Annotated in this window: 20 protein-coding genes, 2 tRNA genes and 1 pseudogene; 17 read left to right on the top strand and 6 right to left on the bottom strand. The window is 69.1% G+C overall.

Annotation, left to right across the window (positions count from 1 at the left end):
• Positions 1–733: 733 nt before the first annotated feature.
• Positions 734–1,699 carry a nitroreductase/quinone reductase family protein gene (locus tag AB0B45_RS11105; protein ID WP_358128392.1) on the bottom strand — a complete coding sequence of 322 codons (966 nt, stop codon included), beginning with the start codon at positions 1,697–1,699 and terminating at the stop codon, positions 734–736.
• A gap of 77 nt (positions 1,700–1,776) precedes the next feature.
• Here AB0B45_RS11105 and wrbA point away from each other — a divergent pair, with 77 nt between their 5' ends.
• From wrbA to AB0B45_RS11135, 6 genes and pseudogenes are all read left to right on the top strand, one after another.
• Positions 1,777–2,460, top strand: coding sequence for an NAD(P)H:quinone oxidoreductase (wrbA, locus tag AB0B45_RS11110; RefSeq protein WP_358128394.1), 684 nt, complete (start codon positions 1,777–1,779; stop codon positions 2,458–2,460).
• Positions 2,461–2,486: 26 nt separating this feature from the next.
• On the top strand, positions 2,487–3,914 hold the full coding sequence (locus AB0B45_RS11115) for an MFS transporter (protein WP_358128396.1): 1,428 nt from the start codon (positions 2,487–2,489) through the stop codon (positions 3,912–3,914).
• A gap of 248 nt (positions 3,915–4,162) precedes the next feature.
• Positions 4,163–4,336: pseudogene (locus tag AB0B45_RS11120) on the top strand (FAD-dependent oxidoreductase); the annotation flags it as partial.
• A 158-nt stretch (positions 4,337–4,494) separates the two neighbouring features.
• Complete coding sequence (locus AB0B45_RS11125; protein WP_358128397.1) at positions 4,495–4,677, top strand: hypothetical protein; 183 nt, start codon at positions 4,495–4,497, stop codon at positions 4,675–4,677.
• Between the two features lie 82 nt (positions 4,678–4,759).
• On the top strand, positions 4,760–5,266 hold the full coding sequence (locus AB0B45_RS11130) for a cytochrome P450 (protein ID WP_358129405.1): 507 nt from the start codon (positions 4,760–4,762) through the stop codon (positions 5,264–5,266).
• A gap of 185 nt (positions 5,267–5,451) precedes the next feature.
• A complete protein-coding gene (locus AB0B45_RS11135; protein ID WP_358129408.1) occupies positions 5,452–5,982 on the top strand; it encodes a GNAT family N-acetyltransferase in 531 nt (176 codons plus the stop codon).
• A gap of 384 nt (positions 5,983–6,366) precedes the next feature.
• Here the strand turns inward: AB0B45_RS11135 and AB0B45_RS11140 are convergent, their stop codons facing one another.
• On the bottom strand, positions 6,367–7,449 hold the full coding sequence (locus tag AB0B45_RS11140; protein WP_358128399.1) for a cation diffusion facilitator family transporter: 1,083 nt from the start codon (positions 7,447–7,449) through the stop codon (positions 6,367–6,369).
• Between the two features lie 122 nt (positions 7,450–7,571).
• Here AB0B45_RS11140 and AB0B45_RS11145 point away from each other — a divergent pair, with 122 nt between their 5' ends.
• A complete protein-coding gene (locus tag AB0B45_RS11145) occupies positions 7,572–7,853 on the top strand; it encodes a metalloregulator ArsR/SmtB family transcription factor (RefSeq protein WP_358128401.1) in 282 nt (93 codons plus the stop codon).
• Positions 7,854–7,876: 23 nt separating this feature from the next.
• Here the strand turns inward: AB0B45_RS11145 and AB0B45_RS11150 are convergent, their stop codons facing one another.
• Positions 7,877–8,038 (bottom strand): alpha/beta hydrolase, encoded by a 162-nt coding sequence (locus tag AB0B45_RS11150; RefSeq protein WP_358129410.1) that lies wholly within the window; start codon positions 8,036–8,038, stop codon positions 7,877–7,879.
• Positions 8,039–8,229: 191 nt separating this feature from the next.
• On the opposite strand from AB0B45_RS11150, the gene AB0B45_RS11155 reads away from it, so the two are divergent.
• From AB0B45_RS11155 to AB0B45_RS11190, 8 genes are all read left to right on the top strand, one after another.
• Positions 8,230–9,243 (top strand): GH25 family lysozyme, encoded by a 1,014-nt coding sequence (locus tag AB0B45_RS11155; RefSeq protein ID WP_358128403.1) that lies wholly within the window; start codon positions 8,230–8,232, stop codon positions 9,241–9,243.
• A 29-nt stretch (positions 9,244–9,272) separates the two neighbouring features.
• Positions 9,273–9,716: an NlpC/P60 family protein gene (locus AB0B45_RS11160; RefSeq protein WP_358128405.1), complete on the top strand. Its 444-nt coding sequence runs from the start codon at positions 9,273–9,275 to the stop codon at positions 9,714–9,716.
• A gap of 188 nt (positions 9,717–9,904) precedes the next feature.
• Entirely contained in the window at positions 9,905–10,105 is a 201-nt protein-coding gene (locus AB0B45_RS11165) for a transposase (protein ID WP_358128407.1), read from the top strand.
• A 51-nt stretch (positions 10,106–10,156) separates the two neighbouring features.
• Positions 10,157–10,229, top strand: a tRNA-Thr gene (locus AB0B45_RS11170).
• A 179-nt stretch (positions 10,230–10,408) separates the two neighbouring features.
• Positions 10,409–10,482 (top strand) — tRNA-Met (locus AB0B45_RS11175).
• A gap of 70 nt (positions 10,483–10,552) precedes the next feature.
• Complete coding sequence (gene rpmG / locus AB0B45_RS11180) at positions 10,553–10,717, top strand: 50S ribosomal protein L33 (RefSeq protein WP_106397297.1); 165 nt, start codon at positions 10,553–10,555, stop codon at positions 10,715–10,717.
• A gap of 306 nt (positions 10,718–11,023) precedes the next feature.
• On the top strand, positions 11,024–11,473 hold the full coding sequence (locus tag AB0B45_RS11185; protein ID WP_358128409.1) for a MaoC family dehydratase N-terminal domain-containing protein: 450 nt from the start codon (positions 11,024–11,026) through the stop codon (positions 11,471–11,473).
• A 1-nt stretch (position 11,474) separates the two neighbouring features.
• A complete protein-coding gene (locus AB0B45_RS11190) occupies positions 11,475–11,903 on the top strand; it encodes a MaoC family dehydratase (RefSeq protein WP_358128411.1) in 429 nt (142 codons plus the stop codon).
• 109 nt (positions 11,904–12,012) lie between these two features.
• Here the strand turns inward: AB0B45_RS11190 and AB0B45_RS11195 are convergent, their stop codons facing one another.
• Positions 12,013–13,500, bottom strand: a complete 1,488-nt coding sequence (locus tag AB0B45_RS11195; protein ID WP_358128413.1) for a hypothetical protein — start codon at positions 13,498–13,500, stop codon at positions 12,013–12,015.
• Between the two features lie 64 nt (positions 13,501–13,564).
• On the opposite strand from AB0B45_RS11195, the gene AB0B45_RS11200 reads away from it, so the two are divergent.
• Both AB0B45_RS11200 and AB0B45_RS11205 read left to right on the top strand, forming a co-directional pair.
• Positions 13,565–14,563: a hypothetical protein gene (locus tag AB0B45_RS11200; protein WP_358128415.1), complete on the top strand. Its 999-nt coding sequence runs from the start codon at positions 13,565–13,567 to the stop codon at positions 14,561–14,563.
• Between the two features lie 19 nt (positions 14,564–14,582).
• Entirely contained in the window at positions 14,583–15,158 is a 576-nt protein-coding gene (locus AB0B45_RS11205) for a pyridoxamine 5'-phosphate oxidase family protein (RefSeq protein ID WP_358128417.1), read from the top strand.
• 267 nt (positions 15,159–15,425) lie between these two features.
• Here the strand turns inward: AB0B45_RS11205 and htpX are convergent, their stop codons facing one another.
• On the bottom strand, positions 15,426–16,277 hold the full coding sequence (htpX, locus tag AB0B45_RS11210; RefSeq protein ID WP_358128419.1) for a zinc metalloprotease HtpX: 852 nt from the start codon (positions 16,275–16,277) through the stop codon (positions 15,426–15,428).
• Between the two features lie 94 nt (positions 16,278–16,371).
• A complete protein-coding gene (locus tag AB0B45_RS11215; protein WP_358128421.1) occupies positions 16,372–17,928 on the bottom strand; it encodes an NADH-quinone oxidoreductase subunit N in 1,557 nt (518 codons plus the stop codon).
• Between the last annotated feature and the right edge of the window lie 114 nt (positions 17,929–18,042).

The following is an 18,042-nucleotide window of genomic DNA, read 5'->3' on the forward strand; positions in this document are numbered from 1 at the left end:
GTGATCGGTTTGGTCGCCTGTATCGCCGCCCAGGTGGCATCCCCACCGTCGCGCACCGCACGGCGCCCGTAGGTGCTGCGCGTGGCTCTGGCGCACCCGCCGCGCCATCCGACCGCCGTTCCTGCCCGACCTCTCCAGGCAGGGATTCGAGCTGCGCCAGTTCCTCGACGTGCTCCAGGATCAGGTCGCCGATCTTCCTCATCGGCCGTCCGCGCCTACGGGCCTTCGACGGCGCGGCGGGCGGCACGTACGGCGAGTTCGACGTCTTCGGGGCATCGGCCTCGGCCACCTGGCGCGGATCTGGCCGGTGGTCGGTGGCCGGGTTGGGGGTATGCCATCAGTCGCATACCGCCGGCATCCAGCTCCACATTCGCCGTCGCCTCCCCCTTGACGATCCCCGTCACCCGGGCCGGAATCCTGTTACGTGCGCTCAACCGCATGATGTCCTCGCCCCGTTCGCCGCTCGACTCGCCAGCCCCGCTGCCACGAGCAAAGCGATCACGTCCTGTCGCATGATGCTTACCGCGATTCGCCTGGTCGCCGATCTCAGTAGGTATGGAGTCACCTTGCTTGGCACGTCCAGAAGGATGCGGATTCCGGAAGTAAAAACCGGGAGTGACTTCCGGACACGACTGCGGAGATCGCCTGGGCCTTGGCTGCCGCACCTCAAGTGAGGTCGTGAGCGATCTTGCAGGTTCACCGCTCCCGAGCCCGCCCCAGCCAACTATTTGATCTAGCCCTCAGTGTCGTCACCGGCCGGTGTGCCCCTGCTGACCAGTTCGAGCACGAAGACCGGGATCTGGCGGTCGGTCTTGCGCTGGTAGTCGGCATAGTCTGGGTACGCGTCCACCGCCCGGCGCCACCAAAGGGCCTTCTCGTCCCCGAACACCTCGCGCGCCCGGTACTCCCGGGTCACCGCGCCGTCCTGAAGCGCGATGACCGGCTCGGCGACCAGGCTGGCGTACCACTGCGGGTTGGTCGGCGCGCCCCCCATGGACGCGACAGCCGCGTAGCGCCCCTCGTGCTCGACACGCATCAGCGGCGTCTTGCGAACCTTGCCGGTCTTGGCGCCCCGGTAGGTCATCAGCACGGTGGGCAGGCCACTGATCGTGACGCCGTCGGTCGTGCCGGTGCGCACGATCTGCTCGACATGCTCGCGGACCCACCCCGACGCGCTCGGCTCGTAATCACCAGTCAACGCCATGCCCTGATCAACGTGCCCGGCCCGTCGCGATTGCGCGTGCCGGCGGCCGTGTGGGTGGCGGGGGCGCCTGGTATCCACGTTGCCGGTCAAGGTGTTGAGGATGCCGGGTAGCTCTGCCACCGTTTCGGCTGGCAGGCCGGTCACGGTCTCCTCCGCCAGAGCGCACCAAAGCTGCTTGACCTGGTCGGCCAGAGCTTTGCCGCTGTCGGTGAGTTCGACGATGCTGGCGCGCTTGTCGGAGGGGGCGGGTTTGCGGCGGATGTGACCGGTGGCTTCGAGCTTGCGGGTCATGAGGGTGACGCTGGGCGGCTCGCAGCCGAGCGCCTCGCTGAGCTGGGCCTGGATCATCGGGCCGGTCCGGGCGAGCTCGAGCAGGAGCGCCTCCTGTCCGGGGTACAGGCCGAGCGGGTCCAGCAGCGCCGCGGCCCTGGCCCGGTGGCGCAGGCTCAGGAGGCGGATGGCCTGGTTGAGGGCGTCGGCGTACTCGAAGTCCACGGGCTCTCCTTGACAGATTAGTTATGTGCATAACATTATCCGCATAACTAATTCTATGCGACATCGAGGGAGCCGACATGACCGTGAAGGTCGCAGTCATCTACTACAGCGCGACAGGCAATGTGCACGCACTCGCGCAGGCCGTCGCCGAGGGCGCCGCCTCGGCCGGAGCCGAGGTGCGGTTGCGGCGGGTCGCCGAGCTGGCACCCGACAGCGCGATCGCCCAGAACCCGCTGTGGCGGCGGCACGCCGACGCCGCCACGTCGATCACCCAGGCCTCGGTTGAGGACCTGGCGTGGGCCAACGCTTTCGCGTTCGGAACGCCGACCCGGTTCGGCGCGCCGGCTGCGCAGCTCAAGCAGTTCATCGACCAGGCCGGCGGGCTGTGGCGCGAAGGCAGGCTGGCCGACAAGCCGGTGACGGCCTTCACCTCGGCGTTCAACCGGCACGGCGGCAGCGAGGCCACGATCTTGTCGCTGGGCAATGTCTTCTACCACTGGGGGGCGCTGATCGTCCCGCCCGGATTCACCGATCCGGTCGTGTACGCCGCCGGCGGCAACCCCTACGGCACGTCGTTGGTGACCGGCCAGCCAACCGGAGACGGCCCCGATGCCGCGGCGCTGGAAGCGGCCAGGTACCAGGGACGGCGGTTGGCCCAGATCACGATCCGGCTGATGGGGGGCAGCCGCGTCACCGATGCCGCCGCGGGTGACGGAAACGCCCGCGAAGCCCTGGCCGGAACAACCTCCCAGACCGCGTGAGCGGCGGGGTTGGCAAGGAAGAAGTCATGACAAGCACCAGCACTGCAACTCAGCCGGCCAGGCCGCTCGCCGGCTCCGCCTGGATGGTCCTGGCGCTGGCGTGTGCATGCCAGTTCATGGTGATCCTGGACGCGTCCATCGTTAACGTCGCCCTGCCCTCGATCCGCGGGGACCTCGGCTTCACGCCCACCGGCCTGGCCTGGGTGGTGAACGGCTACCTGCTTACCTTCGCCGGCTTCATGCTGCTGGGCGGCCGCGCCGCTGACCTGTTCGGCCCGCGCCGGATCCTGGCCGCCGGGCTGTTCTTGTTCTCCGCCTCGAGTCTGGCCGGCGGCCTGGCAACCGCTCCGGAGGTCCTGGTGGCGGCCCGCGTCGCGCAGGGCATCGGAGCCGCCATGATGGCCCCGGCGACGCTGGCCGTGATCAACACCTCCTTCACCGAGCCGAAGGCGCGTGCCAAGGCGTTCGGCGCATGGTCTGCCGCGGGCGGTGTGGGCGGGATGGCCGGCGCGGTCGCGGGCGGTGCCATCACAACCGGCCTGTCGTGGCGGTGGGTCTTCCTGATCAATGTGCCGATCGGCGCGGTGCTGATCGTCTTGACCATGATGTCGCTGGCCGGCACGCGAACCGGCCGGCGGCAATCGCTCGACCTCACTGGCGCGGTCACGGGGACGGCGGGGCTGGCCGCGCTGATCTACGGGGTCATGCAGAGCGCCGATCACAGCTGGACGTCCGTGCGGGTCGTCGGGCCAGCCGTTGCGGGCCTGCTCCTGGTCGTCGTCTTCACCGTGGTGGAGGCGCGTTTCACCACCCAGCCGACAATGCCCCTGCGGCTGTTCAGAATCCGGGGGGTTGCCGTCGGCAGCGGCATGCTGCTGCTGTTCGGAGGGATTGCCATCGCGATGTGGTATTTCACGTCGCTGTTCCTGCAGAACGTACTCGGCTTCAGTGCGCTTCAAGCCGGGCTCGGGCAGACACCCGCGGCGGTGACGTTTATGGTGATCGCGCGATGGGCCGCCGCCTTGCTGCCGCGAACCGGTGTGCGCTCTCTGGTGCTGGCCGGCTGCGGCTGTTTCCTGGCCGGTTTCGGCTGGCTCGCCCAGGCCCACGCCGACAGCGGCTACGTCACCAGCGTGCTCGGGCCTACGCTGCTCATCGCGGTCGGCATCGGACTCACCTTCCCCACCCTCATGGCCGCGGCGACCGCCGACGTTCCCGAGGGCGACGCGGGGATCATCGGCGGCCTGGCCCAAACCGCCAGTCAGGTGGGCGGGTCGGTAGGCCTGGCAGTGCTCGCGACGGCCGCCGGAGCCAGAGCCGCGGCGGAGGCCGGCGGGAGTTCCCCTGCCGCCGCCCTCGCCGCCGGCTACGACCTGGTCTTCCTCATGGCTGCCTGGCTCGGCCTGGCCATCGCGGTGGTCAGCTTGCTGCTGCCGCGGCACCGGCGCGGCTGACCGCCGGCGACGCCGCGTGCTCACTCGCCGCACCCCTTGTTTGCGCGGACGACCTCACGTGGGGATGTGGAACAGCGATCGCTTCCCCGCCCCCGAAGGCGGTAGGAGACTGAGGCCTCGGGACAGCGTGCGGACCCGCGGCGGCGACCGCTTTGCCATGCTCGCGGCCGGTGGTCGTCGGGGACGGCGTGCTCGGCGCCGCGGTCACCGAGCTGGCCGAGCGGCATAGGCGGGTCACCGGAGTGCGCATGGACAACGGCGAGACACTGCCGGCCGACGTCGTCGTGGCGGCGTTCGGCGCCGCACCGGCGACCGAGTGGCTCGAGAGCAGCGGACTGGAGCTGGACAACGGGGTGGTGTGCGACTCCCGCTGCCGCGCGGCGGAGGGGATCTACGCGGCAGGCGACGTGGCCCGCTGGCGCCACGAGACGCTCGGCACGGTGCTCAGGCTGGAGAACCGGACCAACGCCACCGAGCAGGCGGTCGCCGTCGCCGGCACCATCCTCGGCGACGACCGGCCGTACACCCGGTGCCGTACTTCTGGACCGACCAGTTCGACGCCAAGATCCACGTCCATGGGGTGCTGTCCCCGGACGCCGAGGTCTCCATCGTGGACGGCGATGTGGCCGACCGCCGCTTCGTCGCCACCTACCGCCACAACGGCGAGGTCACCGGCGTGCTCGGCTGGAACATGCCCAAACAAGCCCGCCGGCACCGGCAGGAGCTCGTCGGGGCTTCGGCACTCGTAGGAGGAAGGTCATGACGGGCACGACCGACTCGATGGCGGATCAGGCGCGGATGCCGGTGTTCCCTGCGGCCAGAGCGGCCGGGTGCCCGGCGTGCTCATGTTGATCGCCGGGCACGAGACCACCGCGAACATGATCGCGCTCGGCACGCTCGCCCTGCTGGAGCACCCCGATCAGCTGGCCATGCTGCGCGAGACGGACGAGCCCAAGCTGTTCGCCTCCGCGGTCGAGGAGCTGCTGCGCTACATGAACATCACGCACAACGGCCGGCGTCGCGTCGCGCTGGCCGACATCGAGATCGCCGGCCAGGTCATCCGCGCAGGCGAGGGCATCATCATGGCCAACGACATCGCCAACCGAGACCCGTCTGTCTTCCCCGACCCCGACCGGCTGGACATCCGCCGCGACGCCCGCCGTCACGTGGCCTTCGGGTTCGGCGTCCACCAGTGCCTCGGCCAGCCGCTGGCCCGGATGGAACTGCAGGTCGTCTACGGCACGCTCTACCGGCGCATCCCCACGTGGCGGCTGGCCGCGACACTGGACGAGCTCCCGTTCAAACACGACGGCTCGGTGTACGGGGTGTACGAGCTACCCGTGACCTGGTGACTTCACTCGCGGCACCGAAGGCGTGCTCAGGCGGTCAGCAGCGGAAGCGCCAAGGCGATCACCGGCGTGCTCGCGTTCGCCTTGACCTGCCACACTGGCGAAACTCGATGGAAGACCGCTCGTGCTCGCTCTCAGGACATTCGGCCCGCGAACGCAGGCCAGAAAAGGGGTGCCACTTGTCCCGCGTGATCTTGCGTCCGATCGCCGATCAGGACCAGGACGAGTTTCTCGAACTGGTTCGTGCCAGCGCCGACCTGCATCATCCGTGGATGTCCCTGCCCGCCACGCCGGAGGAGTTCCAGGTCTACCTCAGGCGATTCGACGACCCGCTGTCGGCCGAGGGCCTGCTGGTCTGTGTGCGTGACACCGGTGCGATCGCGGGCACGGTCAACATCAACAGCATCATCCGCGGACGCCTCCAGGGCGCTTCCCTCGGCTACGCGGCCTTCGCTCCCACCGCGGGGCAGGGCTACATGTCCGAAGGTCTCGGCCTGGTGCTGCGCCACGCGTTCGAGGAGTTGCGGCTCCACCGGCTGGAAGCCCAGATCCAGCCGGACAACCACGCATCGGTGAAGCTGGTCCAGCGGCTCGGTTTCCGCTACGAGGGTTACTCGCCCGACCTGCTGTTCATCGACGGCGCCTGGCGGGATCACGAACGGTGGGCCATCACGAGCTCCGTGGTCGGCGACCCGCATCCGAGCCTGCCCGCCCGCTGAGGTCACGCGTCGGTACCCGGTAGCGGCGTTTGCGCCCTGCCACGCCGACGATGCTTTCTCCAGCGCCGGAGTGAGGCGGTGGCTGATCGCCAGCCTGCCCAGCAGGTGGTCGCCCTTGGCCCACCACAGCGTCGTCATCGGCACGAACCCGACCGCCCTGACGCCCGCTTCGTCCCGCTCGCCCAGCAAGCGCGCGACGTACGCGTCAAAGGCCGACGAGTCCAGCAGAGCCTGATGATCGACGTCGGTGACGAACCATGGAAGCGGATAGTCGCGGTCTGTGCGGAATTCGTCCATCGCGGCCAGGAACGAGGACCGCAGCCTGGTGGTCGGATCGATGAGCGCCGGCATCCGACCATGATGGCCCACCGCGAGTTGTCTGGATCAGTGCGAGCGGTGGGTGACGAGCACGGCGTGGTGGTCCGTTCCTTCGGGACCGTTGGGGTCGGCGTGCACGGTGGCCGCCTGGAGGCGGGGCAGCTCATGGATGAGCCGGTGCTCCGCCGCGACGGCCACGGCGTGCGCTTCCACCAGGGAAAGCGCGTGGCCGACCGCGATGTCCACCTCGGCGCGCAACGCGTGACCGATCCAGCGCAGCCGTACGGTGCCCACCCGCTCGACGCCTGGGACGCCGGCGAGGATGTGTTCGGCCTGCTCGACCAGGCGGGGGTCGACGGCGTCCATGAGCCGGTGGTAGATCTCGCGTGCGGCATCGCGCAGGACGAAGCAGATCGCGGCGGTGATGGCCAGGCCGACGACGGGATCGGCGATCGGGAAGCCGAGGGCCGCGCCGCCGGCGCCGAGCAGTACGGCCAGCGAGGTGAAGCCGTCGGTGCGGGCGTGCAGCCCGTCGGCCACGAGGGCGGCCGAGCCGATCTCGCGGCCGACCTTGATGCGGTAACGGGCGACCGCCTCGTTGCCGAGGAAGCCGATCACACCGGCGGCGGCCACCCATCCGAGGGCGTCCACCTCCTGCGGATGGATGAGCCTGACCACGGCCTCGTAGCCGGCCAACGCCGCAGACGCCGCGATGAGGAGCACGATCGCGATACCGGCCAGGTCCTCGGCCCTGCCGTACCCGTAGGTGAAACGGCGGGTGGCGGCTCTGCGCCCCAGGGAGAACGCGATGGCCAGGGGAAGCGCGGTCAGCGCGTCGGCGAAGTTGTGCAGCGTGTCGCCCAGGAGCGCCACCGAGCCTGAGACCGCCACGATCACGGACTGGACGATCGCGGTGGCCAGGAGGACGGCGAAGGAGCCGGCGAGCACCCGCATGCCCCTGCTGCTGGACTCCAGCGCCTCGTCCGTCTTGTCCGCGCTGTCATGGCTGTGCGGGGTGATCGCGTGTCCGGCCCGCGACAGCAGCCGCCTGACGCCCTGCGATCGTCCATGCCCGTGCCCATGCCCGTGCCCATGCCCGTGGCCGTGGCCGTGTCCGTGTCCGTGACCGCCGGCGTGCAGGTCAGACATAACGCACCTCGCTTGCATGTGACCGATCTCTATGACTATATGTAGTTATGTACGCACGCGACAACGCATCAGGTGCCAGTACATCGCAACAGCAACCCTCGAGCGCGCAGGTTGAGAGTGCGGTGGACGCGTTTCGCATGCTCAGCGACCCCACCCGGCTCAGGCTGATGTGGCTGCTGTCCTCCGGCGAGTACGACGTCGGCTCGCTCGCCCAGGCCCTCGACGTGGCGCGCCCGTCGGTCTCGCAGCACCTGGCGAAGCTGCGCCTGACGGGCCTGGTCGAGACCCGGCGCGACGGGCGCCGCGTGCTGTATCGCGCCCGCGACGCCCACGTGCGCGCGCTCATCCACGAGGCGCTCTTCCATGCCGACCATCAGGTGTCCGGCATCCCGCGCCACGACTGACCTCTCGCCGGCGGGGTCCGCGGTCAGGGCTTGGCGGGGGGCGGAGTGTTGGGGCAGGTGGTGTCGCGGACGGGCAGGGTGCCGTCGGTCAGGTAGCGGTTGACGGCGGCGTCGACGCAGGCGTTCCTGGGGGCGAACAGCCCGCCGTACACGGTGTGGCGGAAGGCGCCGCGCAAGGTGACCAGGCGCGACCATGCCGTAGTACACGCCCCCGGCGTACGGAGACAGGAGGCCGCCGCGGAGCCACGTTCTCACTCGGGACCGGTCACACATCGCGTGGAACGAGGCACGCTGCGCGACTCCTCGGAATCGGTTGCGGCTTTCTGCCGTATTTCGAGAGGATCATCACCTCTTGTCACCCCCCGGAAGGACGCACGTGAGACGCCTGACGCTGGTGGCCGCGATCTCGGTGGCCGGGCTCTTAGCCCCAGGAATCGCCCAGGCGGCGGACGGGGTGCAGGGAGTGGACGTGAGCAACTGGACCGGCGACATCGATTGGGCCAAGGTGCGCGACGGCGGCGCCAGGTTCGCGTTCGTGCAGGCCAGCGAGGGCGTCGACTACCGCAACCAGCGGTTCGACGCGCAGTTCGGCGGGGCCGCGGCGGCGGGGCTGCTCAGGGGCTCCTACCACTTCGCCCAGCCGCACGAGACGGACGGCGCCGCCCAGGCGGACTTCTTCGTCGACAACGGCGGCGCGTGGACCTCGGACGGCCAGACGCTGCCCGGCGTGCTCGACGTCGAGGACAACCCGTACAAGGACAAGAACGGCAAGAACAACTGCTACGACCTGTCCCCCGAGGACATGGTCACCTGGATCGGCGACTTCACCAAGCGCTACCACGCGCGCACCAAGCGCCACGCGATGATCTACACCACCACGAGCTGGTGGAAGACCTGTACGGGCGATTCCACCAAGTTCGCGAAGAATCCGCTCTGGCTCGCCCACTGGGGCGCCGAACCCGGCGAACTCCCTTCAGGATGGAAGAAGCACGCCTTCTGGCAGTCGGCCGACAAGGGTCCCCTCGTCGGCGGCCAGAACTCGTTCAACGGCACGGAGTCACAGCTCAAGGCGCTGGCCAACCCGCCTGCCGAGGTGACTGTGTCCGGCGCCGCCAAAAGTAGGAAGCTCTACACGATCACGCTGAAGAACACCGGTGTCCACCCTGTCACCGACGTCAGGCTCGCGGGCCGCGCGTTCGGCGGGCAGAAGGTGGTCAAGGCGGGTCCCGGGTGCTCGTTCAGCGGTACGGCGGTGCGATGCCTCATCCCCAAGGTCAATCCAGGACACTCGTTGCGGATCACCATCGCGACCAAGCCCTCGAAGGCCAGGGGCACGGTCGGAGTCAACGTCACGGTCGGGTCGGTCAAGCTCTCGCTCTCGGCGCGTTAGCCGTCCTTCTCCTGGCGGTGCCGGCGTCGATGCCGCTCCGCCAGCTCGCCATGCCCCGCATCGTGCTGCTGGCCTACCTGTACCAGGGCATTCCCTACTCGTGGGGCGGCGGGCACAAGGAGGATCCAGGGCCGTCGACTGGAACGTGCCAGGGGTACACCGGCAAGATCAAACCGTGTCCCGCGAAGCGGACGCGGGGGCTGGACTGCTCGGGGCTGACGCGGGCGGTGTACGCGCGGGCCTACGGGGAGGACGTGCTCGGGCAGGGGAACACCGACGAGCATCTGCGGAGGATGCGCAGGGTCGACGAGCCGCGGCCGGGGGACCTGGTGTTCTTCGGCCGGCCGTGGACCAAGCACGTGGGGATCTATCTCGGCGGCGGGCGGATGATGAACGCCCCCGAGACGGGGGCCGTCGTGCGCGTGGACGATGTGAACCGCCGCAAGGACCTCGTCGGCTACTTCCGCCTCTGAACCGCGGTGCCCCCCGCCCGCCGCTCCGATGCCGCCTGGCCGCGTGTCGAGGGGGCCGCCGAGCAGGGGTCGGCGTAGGTTGCACGCAGGCGTTTCGCGGCTTCGGCCCGGCATGTACCGACTTGGTATGGCTGTAACGCGTGTCTACCACCGAAAAATGAGAGACCTGAGGTCTACTCTGTGCCGCTATGGACAGGCGGTGGGTGGGCCCGGAAGGGCTGGAGATCATTCCCGCGACGCGCGCGGGACAGCAGGTGCTCCGCATCAGGCGGAACGGCTGGGTCGTGGCCGACTGTTTTTCGGTCGAGGCGGTCGCGATGCACGTGGATCTCGCGGACCTCTGCGAGGTGGTCGAGTTCGGGGCCCGAACGAGTTCGCGTCATCGCTGAGGGCCGTGTATGGTTACACCTGTCCGCAGCGCCGAGAGGCGAGACGGACAGGCCCCTATAGCTCAGTCGGCAGAGCGTCTCCATGGTAAGGAGAAGGTCAACGGTTCGATTCCGTTTGGGGGCTCCGAGTGCGAACGCCCGCTCCTCGTGGAGGTCGGGCGTTTCTTGTATGGATTTCAGGTGCGGGGGGTTCCTGAGGCATACTGGGAAGCACCTCACTCGACCCGGTGAAGTCGTGGCATGTTCGTGACTACTCCGAGGGTCGGGTATCCTTCACTGGCCGGGATTTTCGACCGGCAGCAAGGCGGAGTAGCTCAGTCAGGCAGAGCAAACGGCTCATAATCGTTGTGTCGCCGGTTCAAGTCCGGCCTCCGCTACTACCCAATCCCGAGTCTCATGCTCGGGCATGGGTGTGTCCCAGTCCCAAACGTAGAAAGGCACTCCCACGTGGCTGCCACCGACGTTAGGCCGAAGATCACGCTGGCCTGCCAGGAGTGCAAGCACCGCAACTACATCACGCGGAAGAACCGGCGCAATGACCCGGATCGGCTTGAGCTGAAGAAGTACTGCCCCAACTGCCGCTGCCACCAGGCGCACCGCGAGACCCGCTAGGTCCGCGCCAGTGGGCGCTGCTCCAGCAGTACCGCCCACTGTGCCCCTGAACGGGCAGGCCGCGGGATCGTCGAGGTCCGCGTCGGCGGTGAGGTTCTGGGAGTCCAGCCCACCAGCCCAGGTGCACGGCATGGCAGACGGCGACCGGGTCCATCGCCCGGCGCTCCTGACGCAACCGAACAAACGGCGTCCTCCACGGAGGGCGCCGTTCGTCGTTTCCCGGGGAAATCCACCAGCGACAGCCGAATGTTGTTCTGTTACCGTCGGCTCTACAGCCCAGAACGCATCAAAGGAGCACGGGCACTGATGGCCTTGAACCGTGATTTCGTGGGACGGACGTACAAGTCCACCACCTCGTACGAGGTCAGCCGGGTGAAGATCAAGGAGTTCGCCGCGGCTATCGGTGACAGCAATCCCATCTACAGGGACAGGGAGGCCGCGCAGGCCGCGGGGCATCCCGACGTGGTCGCCCCGCCGACCTTCCCCATCGTGTTCAGCCTGCAGAGCGGCGGCGACGCGCTCGGCGACCCCGACCTCGGCCTCAACTTCGCCATGGTGGTCCACGGCGAGCAGCGCTTCGAGTACACGCGCCCGATCTACCCGGGCGACGAGCTCGTCACCACCTCGACGATCACCGAGATCCGCAGCGCCGGCCGTAACGAGCTGCTGACGATCAGGAGCGACGTCACGACGGTGGCGGGCGAGCCTGTCTGCACCACCTACAACACGATCGTCGAGCGCGGAGGGGCGGGCTGAGATGGCTGCCACGGTGAAGTACGACGAGGTCGAGGTCGGCCAGGAGCTTCCCGCCACCGACTACCAGGTGCGCCGCGTCAACCTGGTGATGTACGCGGGCGCGTCCGGCGACTTCAACCCGATCCACTGGAACGAGCGCTTCGCCAAGACGGTCGGCCTGCCGGACGTCATCGCGCACGGCATGTTCACCATGGCCCAGGGCGGCCGTTTCGTCACCGACTGGGCGGGCGACCCTGGCGCGGTCCTCGACTACGGGGTGCGCTTCTCCTCGATGGTCGTCGTCCCCGACGACGACACGGGCGCGACGATCACCGTCAGCGGGGTGGTGGAGGAGAAGCTGGAGGACAAGCGGGTGGTCGTCGGCCTGACCGCCAAGGCAGGCGACGCGCGCGTGCTGTCCAAGGCCAGGGCGGTCGTGCAGCTCACCTGATCACTGCCGCTCACCGGGACCGGCCGGTCACCGGGCAGGCCGGCCACGGGAACCGGCCGGTCACCGGGCGGGGTGGTCACGAGAACCGGCCGGTCACCGGGCAGGGCGGTCACGAGGGGCGCAGCACCCGCGTCGCGCCCGCGATCAGTGCCGTCGCCAGGATCCAGCCTGAGGCGATCAGCGCGTAGGCCAGCCCCTGCGTCCAACCAGCGGGGTCGAACAGCTCCCGCTGCCCGAAGGTGGGGAACGGCAGCAGCAGGTCGAAGGTGTAGGCGAACGACTCGAACGCCGGGCTCTCGGCCGGTTTCAACGCCCTGGGCGGCACCAGGCCGTACACCACGGTCCCCACCACCAGGAGCAGCCCGAACCAGAGCGCGGCCAGCCATGGGCGGTAGCCGTACCCGACGGTGATGTCGAGCAGGCGGCCCCACAGCCGCCCGCCCGCGCCGAACGTGCGGCGGCGGGCGCGCTGTTTGGCGAGGAGGGTACGGCGGGCCAGCGTGTCGTTGCCGTCGCGCAGGTACCAGGCGGCGAGCTGCTCGTACGGCTGCGGCAGGAACCCGTAGGGATCGCGCCCGACCCACTCGACCCGGCGGTCGACCCCGCCGCCACGCAGGGTCTCGTAGACGAGGCCGTTCAGCCGGAGCTTCTCCGGCCAGCTCGCGGGGTCGTCGTTCAGGGTGCCGATGCGGGAGTGGGCGAGGCTCACGACGCCTTCGACCGGTTCGGTGTACCTCAGATAGACCTCGCGCGCCTCCATGTGGCTGGCGTGCAGCGCGTAGGGGGTGTCGGGGCTGCGCAGGACGCCGCGGATCGACAGGTTGCCGTTGACGCGGGCGCCGCGCAGTCTGACGCAACCCAGCGCGGTGAACCCCTTGCCTGCCTGCATGACGTCCTCGACGACCATGCTGTCCGCCGTCAGCGCGTCGGCGCCCGGGTTGCTGAGTGTCGCGCCGTTCATGAACAGGCCGCCGTTCAGCCGCGCGCCCACCAACCTGAGCCCGCCGATGATCTCGGCGTTCTCCAGGTAGTAGCCCGCGTCGACGGTGAGCGCGCCCGTGTACACCCCGCCGTCGATCTTGGTGCCGCCCATCCACAGGCCGTTCTCGAACGTCGCGCGGGCCAGCCGTACGGTGCCGGTGACGTGCGCCCCCGACAGGCTGAGATGCCCGGCGACGCGCATGCCGCCGCCGCTGAAGCCCGGCATGTGGCAGTCGGTGAAACGCATCGTCCTGGTGACGGTCCCGCCGAAGTCGGGTGCCTCGTCGAGATAGCAGCCGCTCAGCGCGAGCTCGTAGTCCACGTTGCCGCCGCGCAGCTCCAGGCGTCCGGTGATCCTCGCTCCGCGCAGCCGTACGGCGGGCACCGCGCCCACCCCAGGCTCGCGCGCGCCGAGCAGCAGTGCCACGATCACCTGCGCCCTGATCGTCCGCTCGGGACCCCACGTCGCGCCGTCGGCGGGCGCGTTCTCCCCCGCGGTACGGCCAATGCCGACCGGATTGTCCCCCAGCTGAACCTGCGTGCCCGAATGGAACGCCCGCCAAAGCCTTCGTTCCGCCTGGGTCATGCGCAGGCGTAATCCGTTCTGAACGACCATGGCCTGATTGTTACGCAACCTTTCGGGGGGCCCGCGCATCTACCCTGTGACGAAAGGAAGAACGATGAACCGTTCTCGCGGGTTCGCGCTGCTCGCCGTGGCCACCGCCGCCTCCGCACTGATGGTCACGCCCGCCCAGGCTGCGGCGAAGGCCGAGATCAGGTACGGATGGGTCGGCGCCTGCGCCAAGAAGGACTACTCCGTCCCGTGCGGCCCGTGGCATCTCGCGCTGGGCGGTGGCAAGGACGTCCAGCTCAAGGACGCCGTCGTGTATCCCACCGCGGCGGGCGGGAAGATCGACAAGGAGTCGAGCGCGCCGCTCTCGATCAGCGGCGACGGCAGGTTCGTCGGCTACTTCCGCACGAGCGACCGCAAGTTCGTCGTCCGTGACGTCGCGTCGGGCTCGATCAAGGTCCTGCCGGGCAAGGCCGCCGTGGCGCCGACGAGCGTCGGCATGCTGAACGTCGACCCCACCTTCTCCCCCGACGGCGGCCGTGTCGTCCTCGACTACTACGACGACGACGCCAAGCTGCCCTCGCTGCTGATCGACCTCAAGACCGACGCCGTCCACCGGATTCCAGGCAACGAGACCGTCCAGGGCTTCAGCCCCGACGGCTCGCACCTGCTCACCACGCGCGGCACCGACGACAACACCACGGAGCTGGCCGTCTACGACGGTTCGGGCGCCGAGGTGCAGAGCAGGGTCGTGCCGCAGGTCGTGGCCAACAACGCGCCGATCGGGCTCGCCGACGACGGCGTCACGGTCGGGTTGGTGATCGTCAGCCCGCAGACGAACGGCAAGACGCGGCTGCGCACCTACGACCTGTCCACCGACGCGGTCTCCGACGCCGTCACCCTGCGCATCCCCGCCGGCGAGTCGCCGACCAAGCTGGTATGGAACACCTCGGGGGACGTCACGCTCTGGACGCTCCAGTCCGACGCCGACGGCAACACCTCCAAGGCCGTCAAGCGCTCACTCAACCCCGAGACGGGGGCCACGGCCGCACGCGACTCGTTCCGCATCAAGTCCGGCATCTGGACCTGGTGGTTGCCTGGCGACTGACCCCAGTTATCGTGATTTCATGGGGAAAATCTACGAAAAGCTGACAGATCGGCTGCGTGAGTTCATTTCCGCGCAGCCGGTCTATTTCGTGGCCACGGCCCCCGAAACCGGCGGACACGTCAACGTCTCGCCCAAGGGATACGCCGACACCTTCACCGTCCTCGACGACCTCACCGTCGCCTACCTCGACCTCGACGGCAGCGGCGTCGAGACCATCGCCCACCTGCGCGAGAACGGCCGCGTCACGGTGATGTTCTGCGCCTTCCAGGGCCCGCCCAAGATCGTTCGCCTGTACGGCACCGGCCGCGTCGTCACGCGCGACGACCCCGAGTTCCCCGACCTGCTCACGCGCTTCGGACCGCATCCTGGCGTGCGGTCGATCATCGTGATCGGCTGCGACCGGATCTCCGACTCGTGCGGCTACGCCGTACCGTTCATGGCCTTCGAGGATGATCGCACGCTGCTCGACGAGTGGTCGGAACGCAAGGACGTCGTACAGAAGCGCGCCTACCGGGCCAAGAACAACAGGGAGAGCATCGACGGCATCCCAGCCCTCCACCCTGCGGAAACCGACCCGGTATCCACCCACTCCTGAGCCGCCCCCCACCTCGGGCTCACCCCCGCTCCCCGGATCCCATCCTCGGACTCAGCCCTCGCGCCGCCCCACGCTCGCTCCCAGGTTCCACCAGCCGCCCCACCCCACGCCCGCTCACGGATCTCACCCTCGGACTCAGCGCCCTCCCCACCACACACTCGCTCCCAGATCCCACCCTCCAGCTCAACCCACCGCCCCACCACGCACCCCGTTCTCGGATTCCACCCTGCCTCGCGTCGCCCCATAGCAACCCGGGCGCCCACCCGCTCAGCGGCGGTAGCCCGCCATGCGCTCCAACCGGGCCACGCGTTCCGCCGTAGACGGGTGGGTGGAGAACATCCGGCCCAGCCCGCTCCCGCTGAACGGGTTGGCGATCATCATGTGGGACGCCGACGCCAACCGGCTGTTCTCCGGCAGCGGCAGCCTCCGGGCGCCCATCTCGATCTTCCGCAGTGCCGACGCCAACGCCAGCGGTTCGCCCGTCAGCCGTGCGCCCGCCTCGTCGGCCTGGAACTCCCGCGACCGCGAGATCGCCAGGTGCACCATGCCCGCCGCCACCGGCCCGAGCAGCATCAGGAGCACCGCCCCGAGGAAGCCGGGCCCCTCGTCGTCGTCCGAACCGCCGAAGAACACCGCCACGTAGCTCAGCCAAGTGATCATCGTCGCCAGCGCCCCGGCCACGGACGAGATCAGGATGTCCCTGTTGTAGACGTGTGACAGCTCGTGCCCGATCACCCCGCGCAGTTCCCGCTCGTCGAGCAGCTGCGTCAGCCCGTACGTCACGCACACCACCGCGTTGCGCGGGTTGCGCCCGGTGGCGAAGGCGTTGGGTTGGACCGTCGGCGACATGTAGAGCCGTGGCATCGGCTGTCTGGCCTCGGTGGAGAGCTCGCGGACGATCCGGTAGAGGGTCGCCTGTTCGACCTCGCTCACCGGTCTGGCCCGCATCGCGGACAGCGCGATCCGGTCAGAGAAGAAATAGGAGACGGCGTTGGCGGCCAGGGCCACCGCGACCGCGAGTTGAACGCCTGTGCCACCGCCCAGCCACGCCCCCACCATGACGATCAACGCGGAGAGCAGCCCCAGCAGGAGCGCCGTGCGCAGGCCGTTGTGATGCAAGGGTTCCCCCCTTCCGTGGTGCGGGCTCACCTGTACCAACGTCGAGGGGCTCGTCCAGCGTTCCCAGCCACGGTGACTTATGGGAAGGGAGGGGTTACAGCGTGGCTATGCCCAGGACCAATTGGGGAGCGACGGAGAACAGCAGCGCCACGACGAACGTGGCGCCGATCGCCACCGACACGGCCGTCGGCCGGCCGCCGCCGGGATGAGCGTCGCCGGTCTGCTCGGCGCCGGGTGTGAAGAGCCGGGCGGTCCAGGCGACGTAGTAGTAGAGGCCGATGACCGTGTTGATCGCCATGACGACGGCCAGCCAGCCGAGGCCGCCGTTGACGATCTCACGGAAGACGACGACCTTGGCGAACAGACCGGCGAGGCCAGGAGGGAGACCGGCCAGGCAGATCAGGCTGAACGCCAGCGCCATCGCCGCGGCAGGACGCCTGAACACCATCCCGCGGTAGTCGTCGAGCTCGTTTCCTGGACGGCTTCTGGACACGAGCATGACGACGGCGAACGCGCCGAGGTTCATGGCCGCGTAGAACACCAGGTAGGCCACCGACGCCCCGGCGGCCAGCCCGCGCTGCCCCGCCTCGGTGAGCACGGCGAGCGGAGCGAGGATGTAGCCGGACTGCGCGACGGAGGACCAGGCCAGCAGCCGTACGGCGGAGCGCTGCCGCATCGCCAGCAGGTTGCCCGCCGTCATCGTGAGCGCCGAGACGATGGCGATGATCGGCGACCAGGTCGGCGCCTGCGCGTGCAGCGCGCTCAGCAGGACGAGGATGAGCCCGGCGAAGCCGGCCGCCTTGGAGACGACCGAGAGCAGCGCGGCCACGGGGATCGGCGCGCCCTGGTAGACGTCGCCAGCCCAGGCGTGGAACGGCACCGCCGCGATCTTGAAGGCGAATCCGGCGACCACGAGCACCACGCCGACTGCCACGACCATGGGCGGGTCTGTGGCGATCTCCAACGTCGAGGAGTAGGCGCCCCCGGCAGGCCCCTGCGCTCCGACCGTCACCGTGCCGCCCAGGGCCTCGCCCAGGCGCGAGAGGTAGACGGTGCCGCTCATGCCGTACAGCAGGGAGACCCCGAACAGCATGATCGCCGTGGAGACGACGGAGACGAGGAAGAGCTTGAGGGCTGCCTCGGAGGCCCTGCCGTCGTAGCGTTTGAGCGCCGTCAGCGCGAAGACCGGCAGCGACACGAGCTCGAGGGCCACGACGAGCATGATCAGGTCGCGCGAGGCCGGCAGGGTGACGGCCCCGACCAGCGTGCAGAGCAGCAGGAAGTGCCACTCGCCGACCGGGATGCCGCCGCCCGCCAGCTCCGTCATCGACAGGAGCACCACAACGGCTCCCGCGACGAGGGCGAGCCCCGCGAGGATGAGGGTGAACCTGTCGACCACGAACGAGCAGAGCGGAGGGCCCTGCCCCGCCAGATCGCCTGGGACGCAGAATGTCCGCAGTGTCCGGCCCTCGAGGGCCTGGGCGACGACGAAGCCGAACGCGACGGCGACACCGGCGAGCGTGACGAGACCGAGCGCCGTCCGCACCAACGCCGAACGTGGCAGGAAGGCGTCGAGCATCAGCACGAGCCCCGCGACCAGCGCGAGGACCAGTGGCGGCGCGATGGCGAAGTAGTCGATCGTCTGGGTCATGACAAGCCCGCCTTCGCCCGGCGAACCGGACAGACGCCTGCCTTCACCCGGCGGCCCGAAGACACTCCAGATGAGATCCCGCGGCCCGGAAGAGCTCCAGGTGAAATCCCGGGG

This window comes from Nonomuraea sp. NPDC049152 (assembly GCF_040648355.1).
GTDB lineage: Bacteria > Actinomycetota > Actinomycetes > Streptosporangiales > Streptosporangiaceae > Nonomuraea.